This is a genomic window from Clostridium sp., from assembly GCF_022482905.1.
Lineage (GTDB): Bacteria > Bacillota > Clostridia > Clostridiales > Clostridiaceae > Clostridium_B.
The window spans coordinates 970,531-993,158 of sequence record NZ_JAKVOI010000001.1; the positions used below are offsets into that span (position 1 = coordinate 970,531).

Annotated in this window: 18 protein-coding genes and 1 riboswitch; of the genes, 16 read left to right on the plus strand and 2 right to left on the minus strand. The window is 34.5% G+C overall.

Translation table 11 applies throughout. The annotated features are described in order from the left end of the window. Nucleotides 1-59 precede the first annotated feature (59 nt). On the minus strand, nucleotides 60-1,418 hold the full coding sequence (locus LKE46_RS04930; protein ID WP_291718980.1) for a nitrogenase component 1: 1,359 nt from the start codon (nucleotides 1,416-1,418) through the stop codon (nucleotides 60-62). Beyond that, nucleotides 1,411-2,883, minus strand: coding sequence for a nitrogenase component 1 (locus LKE46_RS04935; RefSeq protein ID WP_291718982.1), 1,473 nt, complete (start codon nucleotides 2,881-2,883; stop codon nucleotides 1,411-1,413). Before LKE46_RS04935 ends, LKE46_RS04930 begins: the two co-directional genes overlap by 8 nt. A gap of 386 nt (nucleotides 2,884-3,269) precedes the next feature. Between LKE46_RS04935 and LKE46_RS04940 the strand changes: the two genes are divergently transcribed. The 16 genes from LKE46_RS04940 (at nucleotide 3,270) to LKE46_RS05010 (ending at nucleotide 22,624) form a co-directional block, all read left to right on the plus strand. Continuing rightward, a complete protein-coding gene (locus LKE46_RS04940; protein WP_291718984.1) occupies nucleotides 3,270-3,758 on the plus strand; it encodes a CBS domain-containing protein in 489 nt (162 codons plus the stop codon). 369 nt (nucleotides 3,759-4,127) lie between these two features. Next, nucleotides 4,128-4,205 carry a K(+)-transporting ATPase subunit F gene (kdpF, locus tag LKE46_RS17690; RefSeq protein ID WP_363316039.1) on the plus strand — a complete coding sequence of 26 codons (78 nt, stop codon included), beginning with the start codon at nucleotides 4,128-4,130 and terminating at the stop codon, nucleotides 4,203-4,205. A 22-nt stretch (nucleotides 4,206-4,227) separates the two neighbouring features. Next, the gene (gene kdpA / locus LKE46_RS04945) at nucleotides 4,228-5,901 is read left to right on the plus strand and encodes a potassium-transporting ATPase subunit KdpA (protein WP_291718986.1); all 1,674 of its coding nucleotides are present in this window, start codon (nucleotides 4,228-4,230) and stop codon (nucleotides 5,899-5,901) included. 23 nt (nucleotides 5,902-5,924) lie between these two features. Beyond that, the gene (gene kdpB, locus LKE46_RS04950; RefSeq protein WP_291718988.1) at nucleotides 5,925-7,982 is read left to right on the plus strand and encodes a potassium-transporting ATPase subunit KdpB; all 2,058 of its coding nucleotides are present in this window, start codon (nucleotides 5,925-5,927) and stop codon (nucleotides 7,980-7,982) included. A gap of 25 nt (nucleotides 7,983-8,007) precedes the next feature. Further along, a complete protein-coding gene (gene kdpC, locus LKE46_RS04955) occupies nucleotides 8,008-8,631 on the plus strand; it encodes a K(+)-transporting ATPase subunit C (RefSeq protein WP_291718990.1) in 624 nt (207 codons plus the stop codon). Nucleotides 8,632-8,677: 46 nt separating this feature from the next. Then, a complete protein-coding gene (locus LKE46_RS04960) occupies nucleotides 8,678-11,389 on the plus strand; it encodes a sensor histidine kinase (protein WP_291718992.1) in 2,712 nt (903 codons plus the stop codon). An 18-nt stretch (nucleotides 11,390-11,407) separates the two neighbouring features. Beyond that, entirely contained in the window at nucleotides 11,408-12,106 is a 699-nt protein-coding gene (locus LKE46_RS04965; protein ID WP_291718994.1) for a response regulator, read from the plus strand. Between the two features lie 82 nt (nucleotides 12,107-12,188). Beyond that, complete coding sequence (locus tag LKE46_RS04970) at nucleotides 12,189-12,875, plus strand: sigma factor (protein WP_291718996.1); 687 nt, start codon at nucleotides 12,189-12,191, stop codon at nucleotides 12,873-12,875. Next, nucleotides 12,868-13,773 carry an anti-sigma factor domain-containing protein gene (locus LKE46_RS04975; protein WP_291718998.1) on the plus strand — a complete coding sequence of 302 codons (906 nt, stop codon included), beginning with the start codon at nucleotides 12,868-12,870 and terminating at the stop codon, nucleotides 13,771-13,773. The genes LKE46_RS04970 and LKE46_RS04975 overlap by 8 nt, the downstream gene beginning before the upstream one ends. Before the next feature lie 15 nt (nucleotides 13,774-13,788). After that, entirely contained in the window at nucleotides 13,789-14,250 is a 462-nt protein-coding gene (locus LKE46_RS04980) for a methylated-DNA--[protein]-cysteine S-methyltransferase (RefSeq protein WP_291725569.1), read from the plus strand. Between the two features lie 45 nt (nucleotides 14,251-14,295). Beyond that, nucleotides 14,296-14,401, plus strand: a riboswitch (SAM riboswitch). An 87-nt stretch (nucleotides 14,402-14,488) separates the two neighbouring features. After that, a complete protein-coding gene (locus LKE46_RS04985) occupies nucleotides 14,489-15,661 on the plus strand; it encodes a trans-sulfuration enzyme family protein (RefSeq protein ID WP_291719000.1) in 1,173 nt (390 codons plus the stop codon). Nucleotides 15,662-15,840: 179 nt separating this feature from the next. Beyond that, nucleotides 15,841-16,437 carry a zinc dependent phospholipase C family protein gene (locus tag LKE46_RS04990; RefSeq protein WP_291719002.1) on the plus strand — a complete coding sequence of 199 codons (597 nt, stop codon included), beginning with the start codon at nucleotides 15,841-15,843 and terminating at the stop codon, nucleotides 16,435-16,437. After that, complete coding sequence (locus tag LKE46_RS04995) at nucleotides 16,434-17,579, plus strand: glycosyltransferase family 4 protein (protein ID WP_291719004.1); 1,146 nt, start codon at nucleotides 16,434-16,436, stop codon at nucleotides 17,577-17,579. Before LKE46_RS04990 ends, LKE46_RS04995 begins: the two co-directional genes overlap by 4 nt. Before the next feature lie 122 nt (nucleotides 17,580-17,701). Further along, nucleotides 17,702-19,759 carry a methyl-accepting chemotaxis protein gene (locus LKE46_RS05000; RefSeq protein ID WP_291719006.1) on the plus strand — a complete coding sequence of 686 codons (2,058 nt, stop codon included), beginning with the start codon at nucleotides 17,702-17,704 and terminating at the stop codon, nucleotides 19,757-19,759. Between the two features lie 257 nt (nucleotides 19,760-20,016). Continuing rightward, entirely contained in the window at nucleotides 20,017-21,504 is a 1,488-nt protein-coding gene (locus LKE46_RS05005; protein WP_291719007.1) for a methyl-accepting chemotaxis protein, read from the plus strand. 115 nt (nucleotides 21,505-21,619) lie between these two features. Further along, nucleotides 21,620-22,624: a ketoacyl-ACP synthase III gene (locus tag LKE46_RS05010; protein WP_291719008.1), complete on the plus strand. Its 1,005-nt coding sequence runs from the start codon at nucleotides 21,620-21,622 to the stop codon at nucleotides 22,622-22,624. Nucleotides 22,625-22,628 lie beyond the last annotated feature (4 nt).

Below are 22,628 nucleotides of genomic sequence, written 5' to 3' on the forward strand. Positions count from 1 at the left end.
ATCCATACTCATTGTGGTATCAAAATTTCAATTTGAAAAACAGTTTTTAATTTATTAGTCTATATAGATATGGCATTAACTCTTTGATTGAAATCCTTATTACTTAAAATGGAAGAGTAAATTTCTTCAATAAGATTTAATCCTCCAGTATAACCAATATAAGTTCTATTTACAATTAGCTTATCTAAAATTGGATTACTTATATAAACTATTGGTGCATTTAAATCTTCGGATAACTTATCCTCCCAGGTGCTTCCTAAAATGAGAGTTTTTCTAGGAATATTTACATCATTTCTTATTGCTTTTTCTATAATTCCTCCATCATTTTCAAAAAATACCTTTTCTTTATATTCCTTATGAATATCTTCAAATATTTTATTAATGTTATTTTTATGTTTTTCCTGAATATTATCTATTAAAAAAGCACCCTTGGGAACATACCCCAATTCATTGATCAGAAAGTTGCTGGTACCTATTGCATAAGCAGAATCAGCAATAGTATACAACTCAAATGGTAATCCGGCTCTTCCTTCAGCTATAAAATCACCAATATCTAAAAAATATTTATAAAATGAAAATTCCTCTTCCTTTATTACTTGTTCAACCCTATCTTTATCAAGGTTTGCAAACTCTCCCACAGTTCTTAAAAATTTGCTGGTTGCAGCCGCTCCAACAGGTAATTCTTGATAATGAAGAAATTTAGTTCCGAATTTTCTTTCAAGGAGTTCCGCAGCCTTTAATCCAACCCATGGGTTTAACACTAAATTAAATTCTGCATTGGGGATATCTTTCCATTCTTCAACACCTTTACTTTCATAACCAAAAAGTATATTTACTTCTAAGCCTATGGCAGTTAAAATTCTTTTTATTTCCTTTAAATCGCCTCTCCAGAATGGATTTTGATTTGGAACAACTGAAAATACATTTACCAATCCCTTTCTAACGTTTGGCTCGGCATCACCTATATATTGTTCAATTATACTTTTTATAACAAGCTCATGACCTACGTAGTTACTTCCTTTAAAACCCGCTGTTTCTGCATTAATGATCGGTTTGCCCTGCTTTTGGTATTTATTGACTATGGACGTAACATCATCTCCAACTATATCTGCAGTACATCCTGTCAGAACTACAAATAAATTACCCTTAAGTACCTTTAATGCACCATCAATTGTTTGATCAAGTTTCTTTTCTCCACCAAAAACTATATCCTTTTCCGATGAATTTGTACAAGGTATGTGGGTTCCTCCGACATCACTTTCCCCTTGATATCCTGCTGATGTTGTTAAAGCCAATGAAACCTTGTTGCTGCAGCCAGGTCCACAGTGTAGAACCGGTACAGCTCCTCTTATTGCCAGAACTGTATGCTGTGCTCCTATTGCACAAGTGTATCTTGGCTGTTCAATTACGTTACTCAAGTCTTTTCCCTCCTTTTGTAAATATAAATGGGTTTTGATTTAACCACCAGTCCGTATATGGTGACTCAAAATGTTTAGCTAATGTTTCAACATATTTTCGTGTCCTTATTGACTCATAAATTTTTTCGCCTAAGGCAATTACTCCATCATAACCTATTATCATGTTTGGATCAGCTAAATGAAAAGCTGGAATACCTAATTTATTGATTACTACTGCAATACCTGGATGCCTTGCAAGTACAAAATCAGGTTTGAATTTCTTTAATATATTTGTAAATTGATAAGGCTGTTTATTAGTTACACAATAATTTTGAATATTTCCAATATGCTTTAACATGTTTCCTACTGTATTAATTTCCTGATAATCATTATCATAAGCTTGATCATGATGGAAAGCTACCGTTCCTATTACTTCAAGTCCTAAGGAATTAGCAACACTTACGTAGCTTTGAACAATGGCGTCCCCAGCCATAATATATATTTTTTTCCCTTTTAATTTTGATCTGAGATTCTCCAATTTTGGCTTGATTTTAGCATGTTCTTCCTTTATTACTTCCTCAACTCTTTCAACTTTATTTGTCAATCTCCCTAGTTCTCTTAACCATTCATCAGTCCATTTTATACCTGTTGGAGCTGGTGCTTTAATCTCAGGTACATCAAATTCACTTTCTAAAGCTGCTGCCACATATGAAGCAAGAGTTTCGCATATGTTTGCCGTTGCCACTGCATCTGATATATTCTCAATTTCTTCAATGGTTGAAAATGGGAATATATATCTTGGTTTTAAATCAAGCTTTCTTAGTAAATCATCAAATACATGAGCTCCCTGAAAATTAATGATATTTATATAATTGGTCTTCTTACTGGACTTCTTCACTATTTTTCTCAATATTGCATGCCCGGATGCATCAAAACCAGTTGTCCAAACTTTAGATTTAAATCCTTCACAATAAACAGGTACAACATTAATACCCGTTTCTTTGCTTAAGGTATCTGTTAAACTTTCTAAATCTTCTCCGATAATTCCTGAAGCACAGGAGGCAGTTATAAATACTACCTTCGGATTAAATCTTTCTTTTGCAAGCAGCACAGCTTCTTTTAATTTAGCTGCTCCACCATATATAGTGTCCTTTTCTTCAAGATTTGTACTTATAGCTTTAAAATTTCCAATATCTATTCCTCTCAAAGCGGCCCCTCTTCTAATATTATTTTGTGCCGTAGCAAAATCTGATGCACAGCCGATTGGTGCATGATTTATAACTACAGAGCCAATAATATTTGATACAATTCCAAAAGCACAGGAGGATGAACAAGCTCCACACTGGCTGAAGCTTCTTTCCTGCGGTTTTATACTACGATTTAAAGATTTTTCATAAATATCCTGTGCAGAGCCATTATAAGATATAATCGCCCCTAATCGCTTATCTCTTATTTTTAGTTCTGCTAATTTTAGGTTTATTGCCATTTAAATCACCTCTTTATTTTTTTGATTAAATATATTTAATCCTTTATATGCAAAAAAGGAGCACAAAATTCAATAAAGAATATTTGTCCTCCGGTTTTCCAGTTAGAAAATAGCTATTTTTATATTTTTAAGTGATATAACTATGCAGTGAGCTGCTAATTTATATCCATATTTGCATATATAATTCATGTAATTTTAAGTATATAGAATTATTTATCTATTGTCAATAATTTTGAATTTAGATTATATCATATTTAATACAATTTTTATATTGTTAATTTTATCTTTATACTATCTTCATTAAAAATCGGTTATAATAAAATACGAAGTAGGTAATCCATTTTTTACCTATGACCAATCATATGAAGTTATTAGGGGGTTGATGCATGAAAGTTGTTCCTAAACATACAAATACCAGGGACTTTTGTCCTGATGATAGAAAGTTCAAATACAAAGGAGAAAAAAATATTATATTTTTATTAACTGCTAAGGCATCTGTTGCATTTCTGAATGATCGTTGTACTTTGAGACAGGGACTTGAAAAAATGAGATGCCATGGATATACGGCACTGCCTGTAATTGCTGAAGACGGAACTTATGTTGGAACGGTGAGTGAAGGAGATTTTTTATGGCATATGATGGACAGCAATATGTATTCTATGAAATCACAGGAGGAATATTTGATTTCCGATATACTTCGAAAAGGCTGGAATCCTGCGGTAAAAATTGATGCAACCATGGATGAGCTTCTCCTGCGCATTATGGACCAGAATTTTGTCCCGGTGATTGATGACCGGGAAAAGTTCATAGGGATTATAACACGAAAAGATGTAATAAAGTATTATTATGAATTTGTTGAAAACAAATGTGAATAAAAATAGACAATATTAAAGAGGACAAATAAAACTTCATGGTTAAAGTTTTATTTGTCCTCTTTTTATGATTTTATGTAATTAAATTTAACAGTTTAGTTAATTCTAATAAAAGTGTAAGTATAAGATTGAGTATGAGTCTTTATAGAATCTTTATATTTTTTTTATGGAATTATTATACAAGAGATTGTAATCTTTATACTGATTTTATGTTTTAGATGATAATATTGTATTCATAAATTGAAGGAGGGATGGAATGTGCTGGATATTTTATTTATTGCTGTGATTTTGGCAGGATTTTTATCATTGAAGTATTTCACAAGCTGGTGTGAAAAGCAGATCAGCAAAAAATAATTGTTAGGAGGCTTTTTTATGATTTTATTGGGCATTGTTATTATTTTATTGTTTGGATATTTGTGTTATGCATTATTCAATCCTGAAAAATTTTGATTAAAGGAGGTTGTCGGTAATTATGGGAATACTGGAAATTGTAATTATACTTGCTATTTTTGTATTGTTGTGTATTCCAGCAGGGAAATACGTCTATAAAGTAGCGGAACACAAGAAAACTTTTTTGGACCCTGTGTTTGATAAGGTAGATAATTTTATTTACAGGGTTTCAGGAATAACAAAGGAGGATATGACCTGGAAGCAGTATATAACTGCCCTTTTGATTTGTAATGTGGTTCCGGCTGTGATAGCCTATATAATTCTAAGGCTGCAGTTTGTTAATGTATTGAATCCAAATAATATAGAGAGTATGGAACAGGGACTATCCTTCAACACTGTAATAAGCTTTATAACAAACACAAATCTTCAGGACTACAGTGGTGAATGGGGACTTTCCTATTTCAGCCAGATGATTGTTATTACCTTTTTTATGTTTATCTCTGCAGCTACAGGGTTTTCTGCAGCGATAGCATTTATACGCGGGCTTGCAGGAAAGAAAAAGACACTTGGAAATTTTTATGTGGATTATGTGAGAATTATAACAAGAATACTTCTCCCATTATGTGTTATAGTAGCTATATTCTATATTCAGCAGGGAGTTCCTCAGACATTGTCATCTAATAAAACTGTGACTACTATAGAGGGCAAACTGCAGGATATTCCACTGGGACCTGTAGCCAGCCTGGAATCCATAAAATTGATTGGAACCAATGGAGGAGGATTTTTTGGAGGCAATTCGGCTCATCCTTTCGAGAATCCAACACCTCTTACCAATATTGTGCAGATGCTTTCAATGCTGCTTTTGCCTGGAGCAATTGTGGTATGTTTTGGACACATGATCAAGAGAAAAAAACAGGCTGTTGCTATATTTACAGCCATGGGAATACTGTTTATTATTGGTATAGCAGTTTGCTATGCATCTGAAAAAGCAGGCAATCCAATTCTTTCACAGATTGGACTCAATCAAATTATGGGAAATATGGAAGGCAAGGAGGTAAGATTCGGTATACCAATGTCGTCACTTTTTACTACAGTTACCACGGCGGCTACAAGTGGAGCTGTAGACAACATGCATGACTCCCTTACACCAATAGGTGGATTGGTAGCACTTGTAAACATGATGTTGAATGTAGTGTTTGGGGGAAAAGGTGTTGGCTTCATGAATATGATAATGTATGCCATACTCACTGTTTTCCTATGCGGGCTCATGGTAGGAAGGACACCGGAATATCTGTCCAAGAAGATTGAAGGCAGGGAGATTAAATTGATTGCACTTGCCATAATCATACATCCATTTTTGATACTCATGTTTTCAGCACTTGCACTGATAGTTCCCCAGGGGGTTGCGGGTATATCAAACCCCGGCTTTCACGGACTTACTCAGATAGTATACCAGTTTGCAAGCTCTGCGGCAAATAATGGTTCCGGATTTGAGGGGCTTACGGATAATACAATGTTCTGGAACACCACGGCAGGTGTAGTAATGCTGTTTGGAAGATATCTTTCAATGATAATTTTGCTTTCAGTAGCAGCATCATTGGCTTCAAAGAGAGCGGTTCCTGTGAGTGAAGGAACATTTAAAACAGATAATACAGTATTTACTTTCACATTGATATTTATTGTTTTGATAATTGGCGCCCTTACATTTTTTCCTGCATTGTCTCTGGGACCTATTGCAGAACAACTTATATTGTAAATGTCAAAAGGAGTGACGTTATTATGAAAAATGATAGATCCAGGCTTATTACAAAAGATATATTGAAAGATGCCATTGTTGAGTCTTTTAAAAAGCTGAACCCCAGGTATATGTTTAAAAATCCGGTCATGTTTGTAGTGGAGATTGGCTTCTTTATATCCCTGATAAGTACCATTTTTCCAAATATATTTGGTGACAGGGGAAGCAATCTGAGAACTTATGACTTCATAGTGTCTGTAATTTTATTTATAACCATTTTGTTTGCGAATTTTGCTGAAGCAATAGCTGAAGGGAGAGGAAGAGCACAGGCGGAAACCTTGAAAAAAACCCGAAAGGATACCAAGGCAAAGCTTTTGGACTCTAATGGAAATGTAAAAGTGATAAGTGCAGGAGAACTTAAAAAAGATGATATTGTTCTAGTGGAAAACGGGGATATAATTCCAAACGACGGTGAAGTTGTAGAAGGCATAGCTTCTGTTGATGAGTCTGCAATCACAGGTGAGTCGGCTCCTGTTGTAAAAGAATCCGGAGGAGATTTTGCCTCGGTAACAGGAGGTACTAAAGTTGTAAGTGACTGGTTGAAAATAAGGATAACCGCAGTTCCGGGAAAATCCTTTCTGGATAAAATGATAAGTCTTGTTGAAGGAGCTTCAAGGCAGAAAACCCCGAATGAAATTGCACTTAATACTGTGCTTGTAAGTCTTACACTTATTTTTCTCATAGTGCTTGTGGCTCTTTATCCAATGGCTTCTTATACAGGAGTCAGTATCTCAATATCCACACTTGTGGCACTGCTTGTTTGTCTTATACCTACCACAATAGGAGCACTTTTGTCTGCTATTGGAATAGCAGGCATGGACAGAGTTACAAGATTCAATGTAATAGCAATGTCCGGGAAAGCAGTTGAATCCTGCGGTGATGTGGATACAATGATACTTGACAAGACAGGAACTATAACTTTTGGAAACAGGCTGGCCGCTGAATTTATTCCTGTTGAAGGTGCAGATAAGAGAGAGCTTATAGATTATTCTGTCATATGTTCTCTTAAAGATGATACGCCTGAGGGAAAATCCACAGTGGAGCTTGGTTATAAATTGGGTTCCAAAGTAGAAAAAACTGAATATGATGATGTGGATTTCGAGGAATTTACGGCCCAGACCAGAATGAGCGGAGTGGATCTGAAGGAGGGTACTTCCATAAGAAAAGGTGCCTATGATGCTATAGGTAATAGAGTAAAAAAATTAAAAGGAAATATTCCTGATGACCTTGAGAAAATAGTCAATAAAGTAGCAAGCCTGGGAGGTACACCCCTTGTCCTGTGTGTGAATGATAGAATATACGGTGTGATTTACCTAAAGGATACGGTTAAACCGGGGCTTGTTGAGAGATTTCAACGACTGCGTGAAATTGGGATCAAGACAATAATGTGTACAGGAGATAATCCACTTACGGCGGCAACAATTGCAAAGGAAGCGGGAGTAGATGGATTTATTGCGGAATGTAAACCGGAGGATAAAATAGTAGAAATAAAAAAAGAACAGTCTGAAGGACGACTTGTAGCCATGACAGGAGATGGAACAAATGATGCACCGGCATTGGCTCAGGCTGATGTGGGGCTGGCAATGAACAGTGGAACTACTGCTGCAAAGGAAGCTGCAAATATGGTGGATTTGGATTCAGATCCAACAAAAATACTTGAAGTAGTTGAAATAGGGAAACAGCTGTTGATAACAAGGGGAGCATTGACTACCTTCAGTATTGCCAATGATGTAGCCAAGTATTTTGCCATAATACCTGCCATATTTATGGCTGTCATACCAGAAATGCAGGTTATAAATGTAATGAGACTGTCAACACCTTATAGTGCCATACTATCAGCCTTGATATTCAATGCAATAATAATACCTATGCTGATACCTATTGCCATGAGAGGTGTAAAATACAGGCCAATGAAATCAGAAACAATGCTTTTAAGGAACATGTTTGTTTTCGGACTTGGAGGGATAATTGTACCATTTATAGGAATAAAAATTATCGACATGATTATAACTCCTCTGGTCAGAATTCTCAATCTTGGTTAAACATTTATGAAAGGATGGTTTAAAAATGAAGAATTTTCAAAAGGCCCTTCGGGTAACCATTGTACTGATGATAATTTGTGGGATTATATATCCTCTTTTTATAACGGCAGTAGGCCAGGTTTTTTTCAGTAAACAGGCTAATGGCAGTATTGTAACTGCAGGTGGCAAAGAGGTAGGCTCCGAACTCCTAGGACAGAATTTCACCGATCCCAGATTTTTTAGAGGAAGGGTTTCATCTGTAAATTACAATACTTATACAGAAGAAGATACAAAACCTGATAAAACCGGAAAAGCGGCATATTCAGGTGTATCCTCCGGATCTCAAAACCTTGCACCTTCCAACAAGGCATTGCAGGACAGAGTTAAAAAGGACATGGAGGATTTCATGAAATCTCATCCTGGAGTCAAAAAAGAAGATATACCTGCAGATCTTCTTACAAGTTCAGGTTCCGGGCTTGATCCTGATATAAGTCCTCAAGCTGCTGAAATACAGATACCTGCGGTATCAACAGCAACTGGCATAGATAAGAACAGACTGCGACAAATAGTCAAAAAATATACAGCAGTTGGTCTGGGTGACCCGAGAGTAAATGTGCTCAGAGTAAATCTTGAAATATACTCGATTTTAAATAAATCCTTAGTGATATAATTAAATGTACGGACAATAGGTAATTTTCAGATAGGAGTTGTTTGCAATGAACGGTTATACGGGCCCGAATCCCGAATATCTTTTAAAGGAAGTTCAAAAAGACAAAAGTGAAAACAACAGGGGAAAATTGAAGATATTTTTTGGCTATGCTGCAGGGGTTGGAAAAACCTATTCAATGTTGAGGGAAGCGCGGGAAGTAAAGCAGCTCAAAAAAGACGTGGTAATAGGATATATAGAACCTCATGGACGGAAAGAAACCATGGAGCTGACAAGAGGCTTTGAAAGTATAGCTCCCAGAGTAATACACTACAGAGGCATGATTCTGAATGAACTTGATTTGGATGGAGCAATTTTTAGAAAGCCCGATATAATACTTGTTGATGAGCTGGCGCATACCAATGCAAGAGGTAAAAGAAACAGAAAAAGGTGGCAGGATGTATATGAGCTTCTTGATGCTGGAATTGATGTATATACCACGCTTAATGTCCAGCATATTGAAAGTCTGAATGATATAGTAGAGAGTATAACCCATGTGACTGTCAGGGAAACTATTCCCGACAAGGTATTTGAAGATGCAGATAAAGTGGAAATAATAGACATAGAGCCGGATGAACTTTTAAAGCGGTTCAGTGATGGAAAAATATACAGCAGAGAACAGGTAAGGAGGGCCTTTACCAATTTCTTTACAAAAAATAATTTGTATGCCTTGAGGGAAATTGCACTGAGAAAGACTGCAGACAGGGTAAATTATGAGGTGGAGGTTGACAGACTTTCCAGAGGACAGATTACTGTAATACCAACTTCGGATCAGATAATGGCATGTATAAGTTCTTCTCCATCCTCTGCAAGGGTAATACGTACGGCGGCAAGAATGGCCGAGGTTTATCATTCGAAATGGATAGTACTCTATGTAAAAACTACTAAAAATCAGAAAATGGAAAAGGATGATATAAAAAGATTGAACTCCTATTTCAGTTTGACAGAGCAGTTGGGAGGAGAAATAGCTACCGTATATGGAGACGATGACATATCCAATCAGATAATAGAATATGCGAAATTCAGGAACATAACAAAGATAATAATAGGAAAGAACAATAAAAAAACCAGCAGGGTATTTCATTTCTATGCCAAGGATGTGGTTGATAAACTCATGGATTCCAATTCCTATATTGATGTTTATGTCATACCAAATTCATTGTATGAGGAAAAAAAGAAAAAAATGCCACGAAAAATAGGCCTTGATTTTAAGTTATCTCCAAAAGAAACTCTGGAGACTGTTGGAATTACATTAGCCACTACTTTTCTTGCTCTATTCTGTGAATACATTGGATTTTCCGAATCCAATGTATTCATGATTTTAATTTTGGGTGTTATAATTGTATACATAAGAACCAAAGGATATTTTATGGGAATAATGTCTTCAATAATAGGAGTAGCACTGTTTAATTATCTCTTTATTGAACCGAAGTATTCCTTTCAATTTTATGACAAAAACTATTTGATAACTTTTGCCATCATGCTTATTGTGGCATTTATTATTGGAAAGCTTACCAACAGGATTCAAAAAAATGCCTCTGATTCAGCTGTCAGGGAGAAGAGAACACAGACCCTTTATAGAATCAGCAGCAAGCTTCTAAGTGCAGTGGGAAATTCTGATGTGGTATCCGTAGGAATAAAGTATATTTCAAGGCTTATTGGTAGAACTGTTGTATGCTATCTATCGGAAAATGGTAAACTTTCTACTCCTTTTGTATACAATGATGATAATGGAAGATCCAGGTTTTCTTTTTCAGACAAAAATGAAAATGCAGCGGCCTATTGGAGTTTTTTGAAGGGAAAGGAAGCCGGGGCAGGAACGGATACATTTTATGGAGCACAGGGGTATTATATGCCGATAAAAGTCAGCAGAAAGATATTGGGGGTAATAGGAGTGTCCTGCTCTGAGAGATTTCTTGAGCCAGACCAAAAATTCATGCTTGAAACTGTTGCAAGCCAGATAGCCATTGCACTTGACAGGGAAGCGCTTGTAAGTCAGCAGGAAGCTTCAAAAGTGGCTATTGACAGGGAAAGACTGAGAAGCAGTTTGCTGAGGTCTATTTCCCATGATTTGAGAAGCCCGCTGGCAGGAATTAAAGGTACTATAAGTACGATTCTGGAGGATGGAAGCTCAATACCAGAGGAAGCCAAGCAGACTCTTTTAAGGGGTGTTTATGATGATACTGAATGGCTTATAAGGCTTGTGGAAAATCTGTTAAGCATGACTAAATTTGATGATGGCAGTGTGAAAATCGATAAAAATATGGAACTGGTGGAGGAAGTACTGGCGGAAGCAACACAGAGAAGTTCCAAGTACTTCAAGGATCATGAAATAAAAATAAGTGTTCCGGAAAAGATGATAATGGCTCCTATGGACGGTAATCTGATTGAGCAGGTGCTCATAAACTTGATAGACAATGCTGCAAAATTTTCTCCAAAAGGAACTCTTATAGAGGTTAAAGCTTATGAAAAGAATAATGATGTATTCTTTGAAGTTATTGACAATGGCACAGGTATAGATGATAAAATACTGCCACACATATTCGACAGGTTCTTTACAGACGGAAGTAAAATATCCGATTCCAGAAGAGGGGTTGGTTTGGGCCTTGCAATATGTAAATCCATTGTGGAAATCCACGGTGGAAAAATAATGGCCTTTAATAAAAAAAATGGCGGTTCTATTTTTAGATTTAATATTCCCGGCAGGAAAATAATAGACTAAAGGAAGGTGGAAACAAAAGTGAATATCAAACCATATATTCTGGTTGTTGAAGATGATAAAATAATAAGAAAATTTATAACTACGGCACTGTCAGCTCAAAATTATAAGTACATTGAAACGGATATGGGCAATGAAGCTGTGGCACTTTCCATGTCCAACAATCCGGATCTTATAATACTTGATCTCGGCCTTCCGGATATTGATGGAATAGAAGTAATATCTAAAATAAGAGAATGGTCGAAGGTTCCTATTATAATTGTTTCTGCAAGGGAAAATGAGAGACAAAAGGTTGAGGCACTGGACAAAGGGGCAGATGATTATCTGACAAAACCCTTTGGAATAGGAGAACTTCTTGCCAGAATACGTGTATCATTGAGACACAGTGGAATCAATAGTGCCCGGGAAAAAAACATGAAAGAGTTTAGCGTTAAGGATCTGTTTATTGATTTTGAAAAAAGAAAAGTAGTTGTATCGGGGAAAAGTATACATTTAACTCCTATAGAATATAGAATACTTGAACTTTTATGCAGGTATTCAGGCAAAGTTCTGACACATAATTTTATTATAAATGAAATTTGGGGTTCTGCAGTTGGAAATGAAACACAATCCCTCAGGGTGTTTATGGCAAATTTGAGGCGAAAGCTGGAGAAAGATCCTACAAGGCCTGAATACATATATACGGAAGTAGGGGTTGGTTATAGACTTGTTGATGAATAGAATTTGGAGGTGTATTTTATTTTCGCTAAACCCCATTAAAAACATTAATTATTTCGTATAATAATTAATATGAGGTGATTTCATGCCGGATATTAATCACTTGATTCATAAAAATAGAAATGAATTTATTGATGAGAATAGAAATTTTATATACAAATGCACTTATTCTATTTCAAAAAGATATCTCCAGTGGGAAAATGATGATGAACTTAGTATTGCATTGATTGCGTTCAACAAGGCATGTGATACTTACACTGAGATCAAGGGAAATTTTTATACATATGCAAAGGTAATAATTAGAAATGCATTAATTGATTATTTTAGAAAGAATGGAAAATTCCCTCTGCTTTCTTTTGATAATGATGGATATGGCATGGAAAAATTGGAAAATAGCAATGCCATAGCTAATTTTGAACTGCAATTGGAAAATAAAAATAGGGCTGAAGAGATTATCGAGTTAAATAAAGAACTTTTAAAATATAAAATTGATTTCAATAGCCTGGTAAATAATAGCCCAAAACACAAGGATACTAGAGGTAATGCTCTAAAGCTTGTTTTAAAAATATATAATGATAGTGAAATCAGGAGTTTCATAGTAAGCAGTCGAAAGCTCCCCATTAAAAAAATATGTATGTATACCGGATTCAGCAAAAAATTTGTTGATAAGTGGAGAAAATATATTATTGCTTTATTTGTAATATTCAGTAATAAAAATTTTCCTTACATAAGGTCCTATTTAAATATAAAAGCAGGTGAAAACAATGAATAAAAGAGAAGGAATAGTAATTAGCATAAGTGAAAAATATGCTAATTTACTTACTCCCTATGGTGAATTTATAAAGGTAAATTGTGCTGGTAAAAAGCCAAATATAGGCGAAGAATTTATAGGGAATGAAGTTAAAGCAGGTTTTTTTTATTCTAATACCAGAAAAATAGTGACTGCAGCGTGTATATTGTTTATACTATCTATAGGTGGGGGCGTCAAGGCTTATTACAGTCCATCGGCTACGGTACTGGTGAGTATAAATCCGTATGTTGAACTGAAGGTAAATTTTTTAAATAGAATTATTTCTTCCAGGGCATTGAATAATGATGGAAACAAAATATTGAATCAGGTTGATATAAATAATGCTAATATTAATGATGGATTGAGAATTATAATTGATCAATCTAAAAAAGATAAATTCATTGATTCGGATTATACGAAGACAAAAACTATTTCTATTGATATAGACGGTAAAGATATAAATATTTCAAAATTCAAGTCTCAGATGAAGGCTTCCAACTTGAACATTGAAATTGAATCAAACGGTAATGTGATTTTAAATAAGAATTCAATCGATAATTCAAAAGGAAGTGTAAAGGCGACTGATAACATATTGAATAAAGTTGAGCAGCCAAGTACCGGAAGCAGCTCTAAAAAACCTGATAATATCAATCATACCAGTAGAAGTCATATAAATACAGGTAGCGGCAGGTCAGCCCTGGATAAAAACAATGAAAAGAAAAAATACAATTCGAGAGGACCACACCAGTATAATAATAAAAACGGCAGTAAAATCAAGAAAAGTTATCAACATAATAACGGTCCGAATGTCGAAAGGGTAAAGAGAGTTGAGAATCAAAAAAAGAGTCCATATAAAAAGGGTTCGAAGACATGGAGATAGAAAATGGAGGATAATATGTGCAGTGCATATTGCTATGAATTTGAAATCGGAAAGATGGTAATTGTTGAGGACAACAGGACAATTACTCGTATATATTTTGGAGAGCATATACCCGAAAATGCTGGAAAAATTGAGACACCCTTAATTAGAAAGGCACATGAAGAACTTGATGAGTATTTTAGTGGAACAAGGAAAGTTTTTGATTTGCCGCTGGCACCGCAGGGAACGGAATTTCAGACAAGAGTATGGAAAGCGCTTTTGAATATTCCCTATGGGAAAACCTGTAGTTATAAAGAAATAGCAGAAAGTATAGGAAATGGTAAAGCATGTCGTGCGGTGGGTATGGCAAATAATAAAAATCCAATTGTAATTGTAATACCATGTCACCGTGTTGTCGGTTCCAATGGACAGCTGGTTGGCTATGCAGGCGGTTTGAATGTGAAGAAAAAACTTCTGGATATGGAAAAGGCTTATTGACAATAAATTCATTGTAGTATATCATGAAGTAAATTGAATAATTAAATCTTATCAAGAGTGGTGGAGGGACTGGCCCTTTGAAACCCGACAACCAACATTTGTACATGAATGTATGGTGTCAATTCCAGCAGAATATTCTGAGAGATAAGAAAAATATTTTATGAAATTAAAGTTGTTTTTCTTATGGAAGACAACTTTTTTAATGCAAATATTTATTAAATTTATGGGGAGGAAATATATGACAAAAGAAACTAGCTTTATAACAAAATGTGTACATGTAGGTAATGGTGTTGATAAAGAAACTGGTGCTATAAGGCGGCCTATAACCATGGCAAATTGCTATAGACTTCCAGAAGATGCATCATCGATTAACTGGAGTGATCCGAACCAGATGCTTTATACAAGAAATACTTCTGCAAATCAGCTCTATCTTCAGCAGAGACTGGCTGCATTGGAGGGCGGTGAAGATTGTGTGGTACTGGCAAGTGGAGTTGCAGCACTTGCAGGAGTGTTTTTCACATTTCTTGAAAGCAAAGCCCATGTAATATGTTCAAATGTCTCATATATAGCGGTTTACAGACTGCTTAACCAATATCTCCCAGATAAGTATGGAGTAGAAGCAACACTTGTAGATACATCCAATCTGGAAGAGATAAAAAAGGCAATAAGACCTAATACGAAGCTTATTCATGTGGAGACACCGGGAAATCCAACTACAAAAATAAGCGATATTGCAGAAATAGCCAAAATTGCCAGGTCCATTGGAGCATTGTTTAGTGTGGACAGTACATTTGCATCTCCGTATCTGCAGCATCCTCTTGAACTTGGAGCCGACCTGGTGGTTCATAGCCTGACAAAGTACATAAATGGACATGGTGATGCCATGGGTGGAGCGGTAATAGGAAAAAAGGAACTTATAGACAAAATAAAAGGCCAGGCTATGGTCAATCTTGGAGGTACGATAAGTCCATTCAATGCATGGCTTATAATGAGAGGGGTTGTGACACTGCCTCTTCGTATGAAGCAGCACAGCGATACGGCACTCAAGGTTGCACAGTATCTGGAATCAAATCCATCTGTGAAATTTGTTGCATATCCAGGCCTTGAAAGTCATCCCCAGCATGAAATTGCCAAAAAGCAGATGAGGATGTATTCAGGAGTCATAGCTTTTGCACTTAAGGCAGACAGCGAGACTCACAATAAATTTATAAATGCACTTGAACTGGTTGTCCCGGCAGTTTCCCTTGGACATGATGAAAGTCTTATTGTATATACAGGCCCAAATGATGAAAGAATAAATTTCTATCCTGAAATATTCAGAGACGGATATATAAGATTCAGCATAGGACTTGAAAGTGCAGAGGATATTATTTATGATTTAAAACAGGCACTTGAAAAATGCGGACTGTGAATTGGAGTAAAACAGCATGCTGCAAAACTAAGTATTTAGTTTTGCAGCATGCTGTTTTGTTTACAGGATTTAACGTATATGAATATCTCTTAAATAAAACTTAACAAGAATGTGCAGTCAAAAATTACATATAGGAAATATTATTATATTGGGGATATAAATAAAGAGGTGTCAGGTTGATGATATTAAATACTCACTTAATATTTTCCAAAATTGTATATAAACATTGTTTAAAAGAACTGAATTTCAAATTAAATAAAATCCTTTTTATGTATGGAAATATCAAGCCGGATATTTCTCCTAATTCCTGTAGGAATCCTCATACTTTAAAGGATAGCTTGAATGTTGTATCTGAATGTTTTGATAAATTGTCTCATGATGAACTGGATATTAATCAGTTTTCGATGATTCTGGGGATTATGTGCCATTATATAAGTGACTATTTCTGTCTGTATCATACAGAGGAATACAGCAATAAAAATATCTTTGGACATATAGCATATGAAATAGTACTCCATTTTAATTTACGAATTCTTCTCATACGCGGCAAGCTGAAATTAATAAATAATAAAAGTTTACCGCAGAGAAATATTCTGTCGATTATTTTCAATATGCAGCGAGAATATTTCAAGCAGAAGAGGTCATTTCTAAGGGATATAACCTATGCTGTATCGACTATAAATATGACAGTAGAATCAATAATCTATTTCAATTCACACGATTTTTCAAATCTGGAAAGTTATGATTTGCCAAAAGACATAGGAGGGATAATGTGAAAGTAGCTATTTTTACAGATACTTTTTTACCCCAGATAAATGGAGTTACCAATACTCTAAGTAAACTTGTAGAATATTATGAAAAAAACAATATTGATTATATGGTATTTGCACCTGACAATAATGTAGATGAAGATGAAAATTATAATATCCAGAGGTTTTTCAGCATAAAATTTTTCCTTTATCCGGAATGTAGAATAGCTTTTCCTAATACCTTTAGGTTGAATGACCTATTGTCCAGTTTTAAACCGGATATAATACAGCTTATGACCGAATTCAATATGGGAATGGTGGGTCTGAAATATGGGAAAAAACATGGAATTCCTACCGTATCCAATTATACGACTAATTTTTGTCAGTATTTGAATTATTACAATCTGGATTTTTTAAGTGGTTATGTATGGAATTATCTGAGATGGTTTCACAATCAAAATAGTTTGACCTTGTGTCCATCAGAAGAGGCAAAATTCTATCTTAAAAAGAAAGGACTATCAAATACAGATATTTTTTCAAGGGGGATAGATTCTGAAAGGTTCAATCCTGCAGTGAGAAGTGAGAATTTAAGAAGACAACTTGGTATTAATAATAAATTGGTATTTTTATATGTAGGGAGGGTTTCACCTGAGAAGGATCTGGATATCCTGATTGATGCCTATAAAAAAATCTACTGTAAATATAGAGAAAGAGTGGCCCTTATTATAACAGGAGAAGGACCGTACATGGACAAGTGTAAGGACGATCTTCCGGAAAATACTATATTTACTGGATTTAAAAGAGGAAGGGAATTGGCGCAAATTTATGCATCCAGTGATATATTTACTTTTCCTTCTTCGACAGAAACTTTTGGGAATGTAGTACTTGAGGCAATGGCTTCAGGTATTACGGTTATAGGTGCCGATGCAGGAGGAGTCAGGAATATAATTGAGCATGGAATTAACGGACTTAAATTCAAGGCAAGGGATGCCAATGAGCTTGTTGATTTAATGATAGAGGTGATTGAGAATGAAGATTTGAGAAATGTATTGAGTATAAATGGAAGAAATACCGGACTGAATAGATCCTGGAACAAAGTTTTCGGCGGACTTATGGACACCTATAATGATATTTTAATAAATAAGGATAACAGTGTTATCAGTGCCTGATATATTTTGACATTTTTACTTGAAATTCTACAAAAAACTACGAAAACTATAGTAATAAAAACTATAGTCATGTTGTAGAACTTAAATTAGGACTGTAAAGTGGCTATACAGGGAGGTAACAAATGAAAAAGCGGAGTATATCAACTAAAATCAACTTGATAATCATACCGGTGATATTAATTGCAATGATTTTTTTAACAGTGATTACCTATTTTAGTACTAGAGCCATAGTAAATCAACAGATAACTGCAGAGATGAACAGCAGATTATCGGACGGTTCTGAAATGACTCAAAAATTGCTGCTGAATAACGCAAGAGTTGTCCAGACTCTGGCAAAGACGGTTGAAGCCTCATATAATGTTCTAAATAAAAATAATTATGTATCAATGTTAAAAAAGTTTCCAACAACAAATTATGAAACCTGTGGTGTCGGTGTCTGGTTTGAACCATACAAATACAAAAAGAATATCAAATATTTCGGACCGTATGCATATAAAGATAATGGCAATGTAGTTTATACTGATGACTGGAGCAAGCCTGAAAATGATTATCCGAATCAAGACTGGTATAAGATAGGATTGGATACTAGTAAAGATATAGCCTGGTCTCAGCCATATGTCGATCCGGTAACAAAAGTTTCCATGATAACGGCAACAGCTCATTTTTTGGATGCAGACAATAAAATTTTAGGTGTTGCTACTGCAGATATGGATTTAACCAATCTGCAAAAGAACATTAACAATATGAAGATAGGACAGACGGGAAAGGCGTTCTTAATAGACAAAAGCGGAATGTATGTAGCAACAGACGAAAAGTCAAAAATTATGACTAAAAAAATCCAAAATGAATCAAATTCATCTCTTGCAGCTGCGGGAAGAAGTATGATTTCAACAAATTCCGGTGAAAAAACCTATACTGTTAATGGAACACGGTACAGGTTATATTTCACTTCTGTCCCGAATTCAAATATGATTGTTGGGATACATATTTCTGAAAAGGAGTTGTTCAGCCCTGTTAATTCTTTAATGATAAGATCAATTATAATAGCAGGTGTGCTTATACTGTTAGTAGGATTGATTATCTTTAGGTCCACTAGAAGAATGACAAAACCATTAAATGTTGTTGTAGGACAGTTAAGTTCAATTGCAGAGGGCAATTTAACGACTGAGATATCTGAAAAATTTTTGACAATGAATGATGAAGTAGGGGATGTTTCACGGGCAGTAAAGGAAATGCAGGAATCACTAAAATCCTTACTTTTGGGGATGAGGGATTCATTTAATAAAATTATGGATTATACAAAGGAATTAAGGCATATATCAGATGAAGTGTCCGACAATTCTCATGGAGTTTCTTCAGCCATTCAGGAAATAGCAAAGGGAACCAGTGGACAATCAGAGGATTTAGTAAACATAGCAGGTATTGTAAATGAATTCGGTGAGGCAATCGATATGGTAGTAAATGAAATTGGTGAAATAGATGGTTCATCGAAGGGAATCAACAACAAGGCAAATGAAAGCAATAGCAAAATGCAGCTGGTAATTCAATCAATTAACAAGGTAAATTCAATATCTTCTGGATTTAAAGAAAAAATAGGTGGATTCACCACCAGTATTGTCAAAATAAATGAAATTACCGGATTGATCAACAGTATCGCAGAGCAGACGAATCTTCTTGCGCTGAATGCTGCAATTGAAGCGGCAAGGGCAGGAGAAGCGGGCAGGGGATTTGCAGTAGTCGCCGACGAGATCAGAAAACTTGCCGAGCAGAGTAAAAATTCATCTGAAAATATCAAGAATTTGATTGATGGTATTTCAAACAGCATGAGTACCATAGTTGATACATCGGAAGATATGAATAAAGAAATTACCGGTCAGGTTGAAGCGGTGAATTCGGCAATTGATTCTTATAAAATTATAATTGAAGAGATCAGTGGAATGATGCCTAAAATTGAATCAATAAATACTTCAGCTGTAAAAATAGATGAGGAAAAGGAAAATATATCAAATAAAATTGAATCAGTATCAGCAGTTGCTGAAGAAGTATCGGCATCTTCACAGGAAATTGCTGCATCCTCTGAGGAAATGGATAAATCCTCGAAAAATGTTGAAGAATCAGCCAGAACATTGGAAAATATGACAAATGATATGATGACTCATATGAATAAATTCAAGTTGTAATGCAAATGAGATGAGTATGGATCAGGTAAAATTAATCTGTACTCATTTTATAATTTGATCCGTTTTTACTTTTTAAAATGCTTATAGCATAAAAATTAATGTATGCTGTAAGTGCTTGTTTTTTGTTTGCAGTTAATTATGCTAAATAGTCCATATTTTAACATAGTAGTAACAAGGATTTAAAAAAAATGTAGTAGTGTAAAATACATAGCAGTATAATCATGATCTCATAAATACATAGAAAGAAGGATTTTATTATGGAATTAAATACATTGAAAAATGAAGAGAAAAGAATGAATCTATTTATGTTTTATGTAAATGCAATATTACCTATTATGGCATTCCTGTTCGTATATTTTTTCTTAAATGGTAATTCAAGAGATGCCATAGTTTTCTTAATGACTGCCATAAGCATACTTATAAAACTGATGGAGAAAATATTAGGAAAATATACTAAATATCTTTATATTTCAATTATTCCTGCTTTGGGAGCATTAACTATTGTATATACAAATGATGGTAGATTTGGAGCTATGACTCAAGCTTATTTTGTTATACTGATGTTGGCAATTGCATACTATGATAAAACTGTTGTAATAGTCAATAGTTCTGTGACAATAATATCGAATTTGATATTTGCAATTTTTTACACAAACCAATTTTTAATAATGTATAATATTCCGGTATGGATATACATTATGATAGTATTTATGTTGGGAACTGCAATAGCAATTCTTATATCCCAACGAACATATAATTTATTTGCTTCTACTGAAAACAAGGAAAAACAAACGACAAAAATGCTTGATGCTCAGAATAGCATAATGGAAAGTGTCAACAATGTATTCAATTCACTGCAAAACAGTTCAAAAAAAATCTATGAATCTCTTGATATTTTCAACGAAACCTCTCATCAGGTTGCCAAGGCCTCCCAGGAAATTGCAGTTGATTCAGGAAAGCAGGCAAAAGAGGTTGACAGTAATTTTAAGATTTGCAACCAATTGGCCGAAAAGCTTGAAATTGCAGAAAATAAAATAGATGAAACTGTCTCCACTATGAATAGTCTAAAACAGAATAATGATTCGGGAGCAAAAGCCATTGACAAGCTTTCAGATAAATTCAAGGAAAACAGAAAATCAACAGAAGATGTGGCACTTCAAATAACAAAGCTGTCCGAAAAATCAAACTCCATAAGAAAAATAATAGATTCAATCAACAGTATTGCAGAACAGACCAATCTGCTCGCCTTGAATGCGGCTATAGAAGCTGCCAGGGCAGGAGAAGCCGGACGTGGTTTTGCAGTTGTGGCAGAAGAAGTGAGAAAACTTGCAGAACAGTCCGCAGAATCAACTCAGGGCGTGGATTCCATTTTAGTAGAGATAATGGACATAATTTATAAAACCAAAGGAAACGTGGAAAGCAATAAAATCGTTGTAGAGGAATCCAATAAAAGTCTGGATGTTACGATAAAGTCCTTTGACAATATTGTACTGTCATCAGACAGCATAATTGAAATGATAAATTTTTTAAAGGAAGAATTAGATAAAATAAAGGATTTGAAAAATACTCTGCTTGAATCAATGAAGAAACTGTCTTCAATATCCGAGGCTTCTGCAGCATATACTGAAGAGACAGGTGCATCAATAGAAGAACAGACAACTTCAGTGGATATTCTTGTTAAATCCATGGATGAAGTTAAAGTTACTATTAATAAGCTTTCTGGAATTTTAAGTGAGAATTCATAAAATTTTAGAGCATTAAATTTTAAAATCGTTAAAGCCTAGATACATATGTTTCGTCAAATGTTTTTAAGTTGAATTTAATTAAACCTAGATTATAAAAAGAATGGAGGATTTTATAATGTACAATCATAATGCTGTAATTAGAGGAATTGAATATTATCATCCTAAAAATAAGGTTGATAATAAATTTTTTATTGACCACTTTAATGAACAGGGGAAAAATATAGATGATTTGTTGAAGACTACAGGAAGAAATACTAGATATATTTCAAAAGATTTTAATGAAACAGTAGTAACTATGGGAGTTAAAGCAGCTAAAAAAGTATTAGATAGTACTAATATTAATCCATCGGAATTAAATTTAATAATCTTTTCTTCAGGTACTCCTGAATATCTTTCACCATCTAATGCTTTGGAAATCCATGAGTTAATACAGGCAGGTCAAAAATGTGCAGTATATGATTTGAATGCTAATTGTGTTGGTATGATTGTTGCGTTAGAACAAGCTAGTAGAATTTTTAGAGATAACATTAATATAAAATATGCACTTGTTATCGGCTCAGATCAATTAAATAAATATTCAAGATTTGATGAAGCTATAACTTATTCTAATTTTGGAGACTCAGCTTGTGCCATTATATTAGAAAATATTTCAAATACAAATGCAGGATTTATTGACTCGGATTTTTATACAAACTCAAGAAATTATGATAAGATACTTTTACCAGCTAAAGGCTTAACTCTAACTATCCACGATAAAAGATTAAATATAAAAGATAAATTAGTTAAATGGATACCATTTAACTTCGATGGAGCTTTTCACAGTGCGAAAATATCTATAGAAGAAGTGCTTACCAGAAATAATTTGCAGAAAAAAGATATAAAAAAATATTTTGTATCCCAATTTGCAAAGAAAAGTATTGAACAAATATGTGATGATCTAAATGAAGATATAAAAAAATTTACATTTGTAGGTGATAAATTTGGGTATACAGGGACTACAAGTCCATTTTTAGCTTTTTCAACATCAATTGAAAAAAAAGAGATTAATAAAGATGATTATATAATTTTTTGGTCTGTTGGGGCTGGTACAACATGCAGTTGTGTTCTATACAAATATTGAATAA

Coding starts and splice junctions, on each gene's coding strand:
- LKE46_RS04985 (WP_291719000.1), top strand. CDS start 14,489: ATGACAAAAGAAACTAGCTTTATAACAAAATGTGTACATGTAGGTAAT.
- LKE46_RS04935 (WP_291718982.1), bottom strand. CDS start 2,883: ATGGCAATAAACCTAAAATTAGCAGAACTAAAAATAAGAGATAAGCGA.
- kdpC (WP_291718990.1), top strand. CDS start 8,008: ATGAAGAATTTTCAAAAGGCCCTTCGGGTAACCATTGTACTGATGATA.
- LKE46_RS05005 (WP_291719007.1), top strand. CDS start 20,017: ATGGAATTAAATACATTGAAAAATGAAGAGAAAAGAATGAATCTATTT.
- LKE46_RS04960 (WP_291718992.1), top strand. CDS start 8,678: ATGAACGGTTATACGGGCCCGAATCCCGAATATCTTTTAAAGGAAGTT.
- LKE46_RS05010 (WP_291719008.1), top strand. CDS start 21,620: ATGTACAATCATAATGCTGTAATTAGAGGAATTGAATATTATCATCCT.
- LKE46_RS04980 (WP_291725569.1), top strand. CDS start 13,789: ATGTGCAGTGCATATTGCTATGAATTTGAAATCGGAAAGATGGTAATT.
- LKE46_RS05000 (WP_291719006.1), top strand. CDS start 17,702: ATGAAAAAGCGGAGTATATCAACTAAAATCAACTTGATAATCATACCG.
- kdpB (WP_291718988.1), top strand. CDS start 5,925: ATGAAAAATGATAGATCCAGGCTTATTACAAAAGATATATTGAAAGAT.
- LKE46_RS04990 (WP_291719002.1), top strand. CDS start 15,841: ATGATATTAAATACTCACTTAATATTTTCCAAAATTGTATATAAACAT.
- LKE46_RS04970 (WP_291718996.1), top strand. CDS start 12,189: ATGCCGGATATTAATCACTTGATTCATAAAAATAGAAATGAATTTATT.
- LKE46_RS04940 (WP_291718984.1), top strand. CDS start 3,270: ATGAAAGTTGTTCCTAAACATACAAATACCAGGGACTTTTGTCCTGAT.
- kdpA (WP_291718986.1), top strand. CDS start 4,228: ATGGGAATACTGGAAATTGTAATTATACTTGCTATTTTTGTATTGTTG.
- LKE46_RS04975 (WP_291718998.1), top strand. CDS start 12,868: ATGAATAAAAGAGAAGGAATAGTAATTAGCATAAGTGAAAAATATGCT.
- kdpF (WP_363316039.1), top strand. CDS start 4,128: ATGATTTTATTGGGCATTGTTATTATTTTATTGTTTGGATATTTGTGT.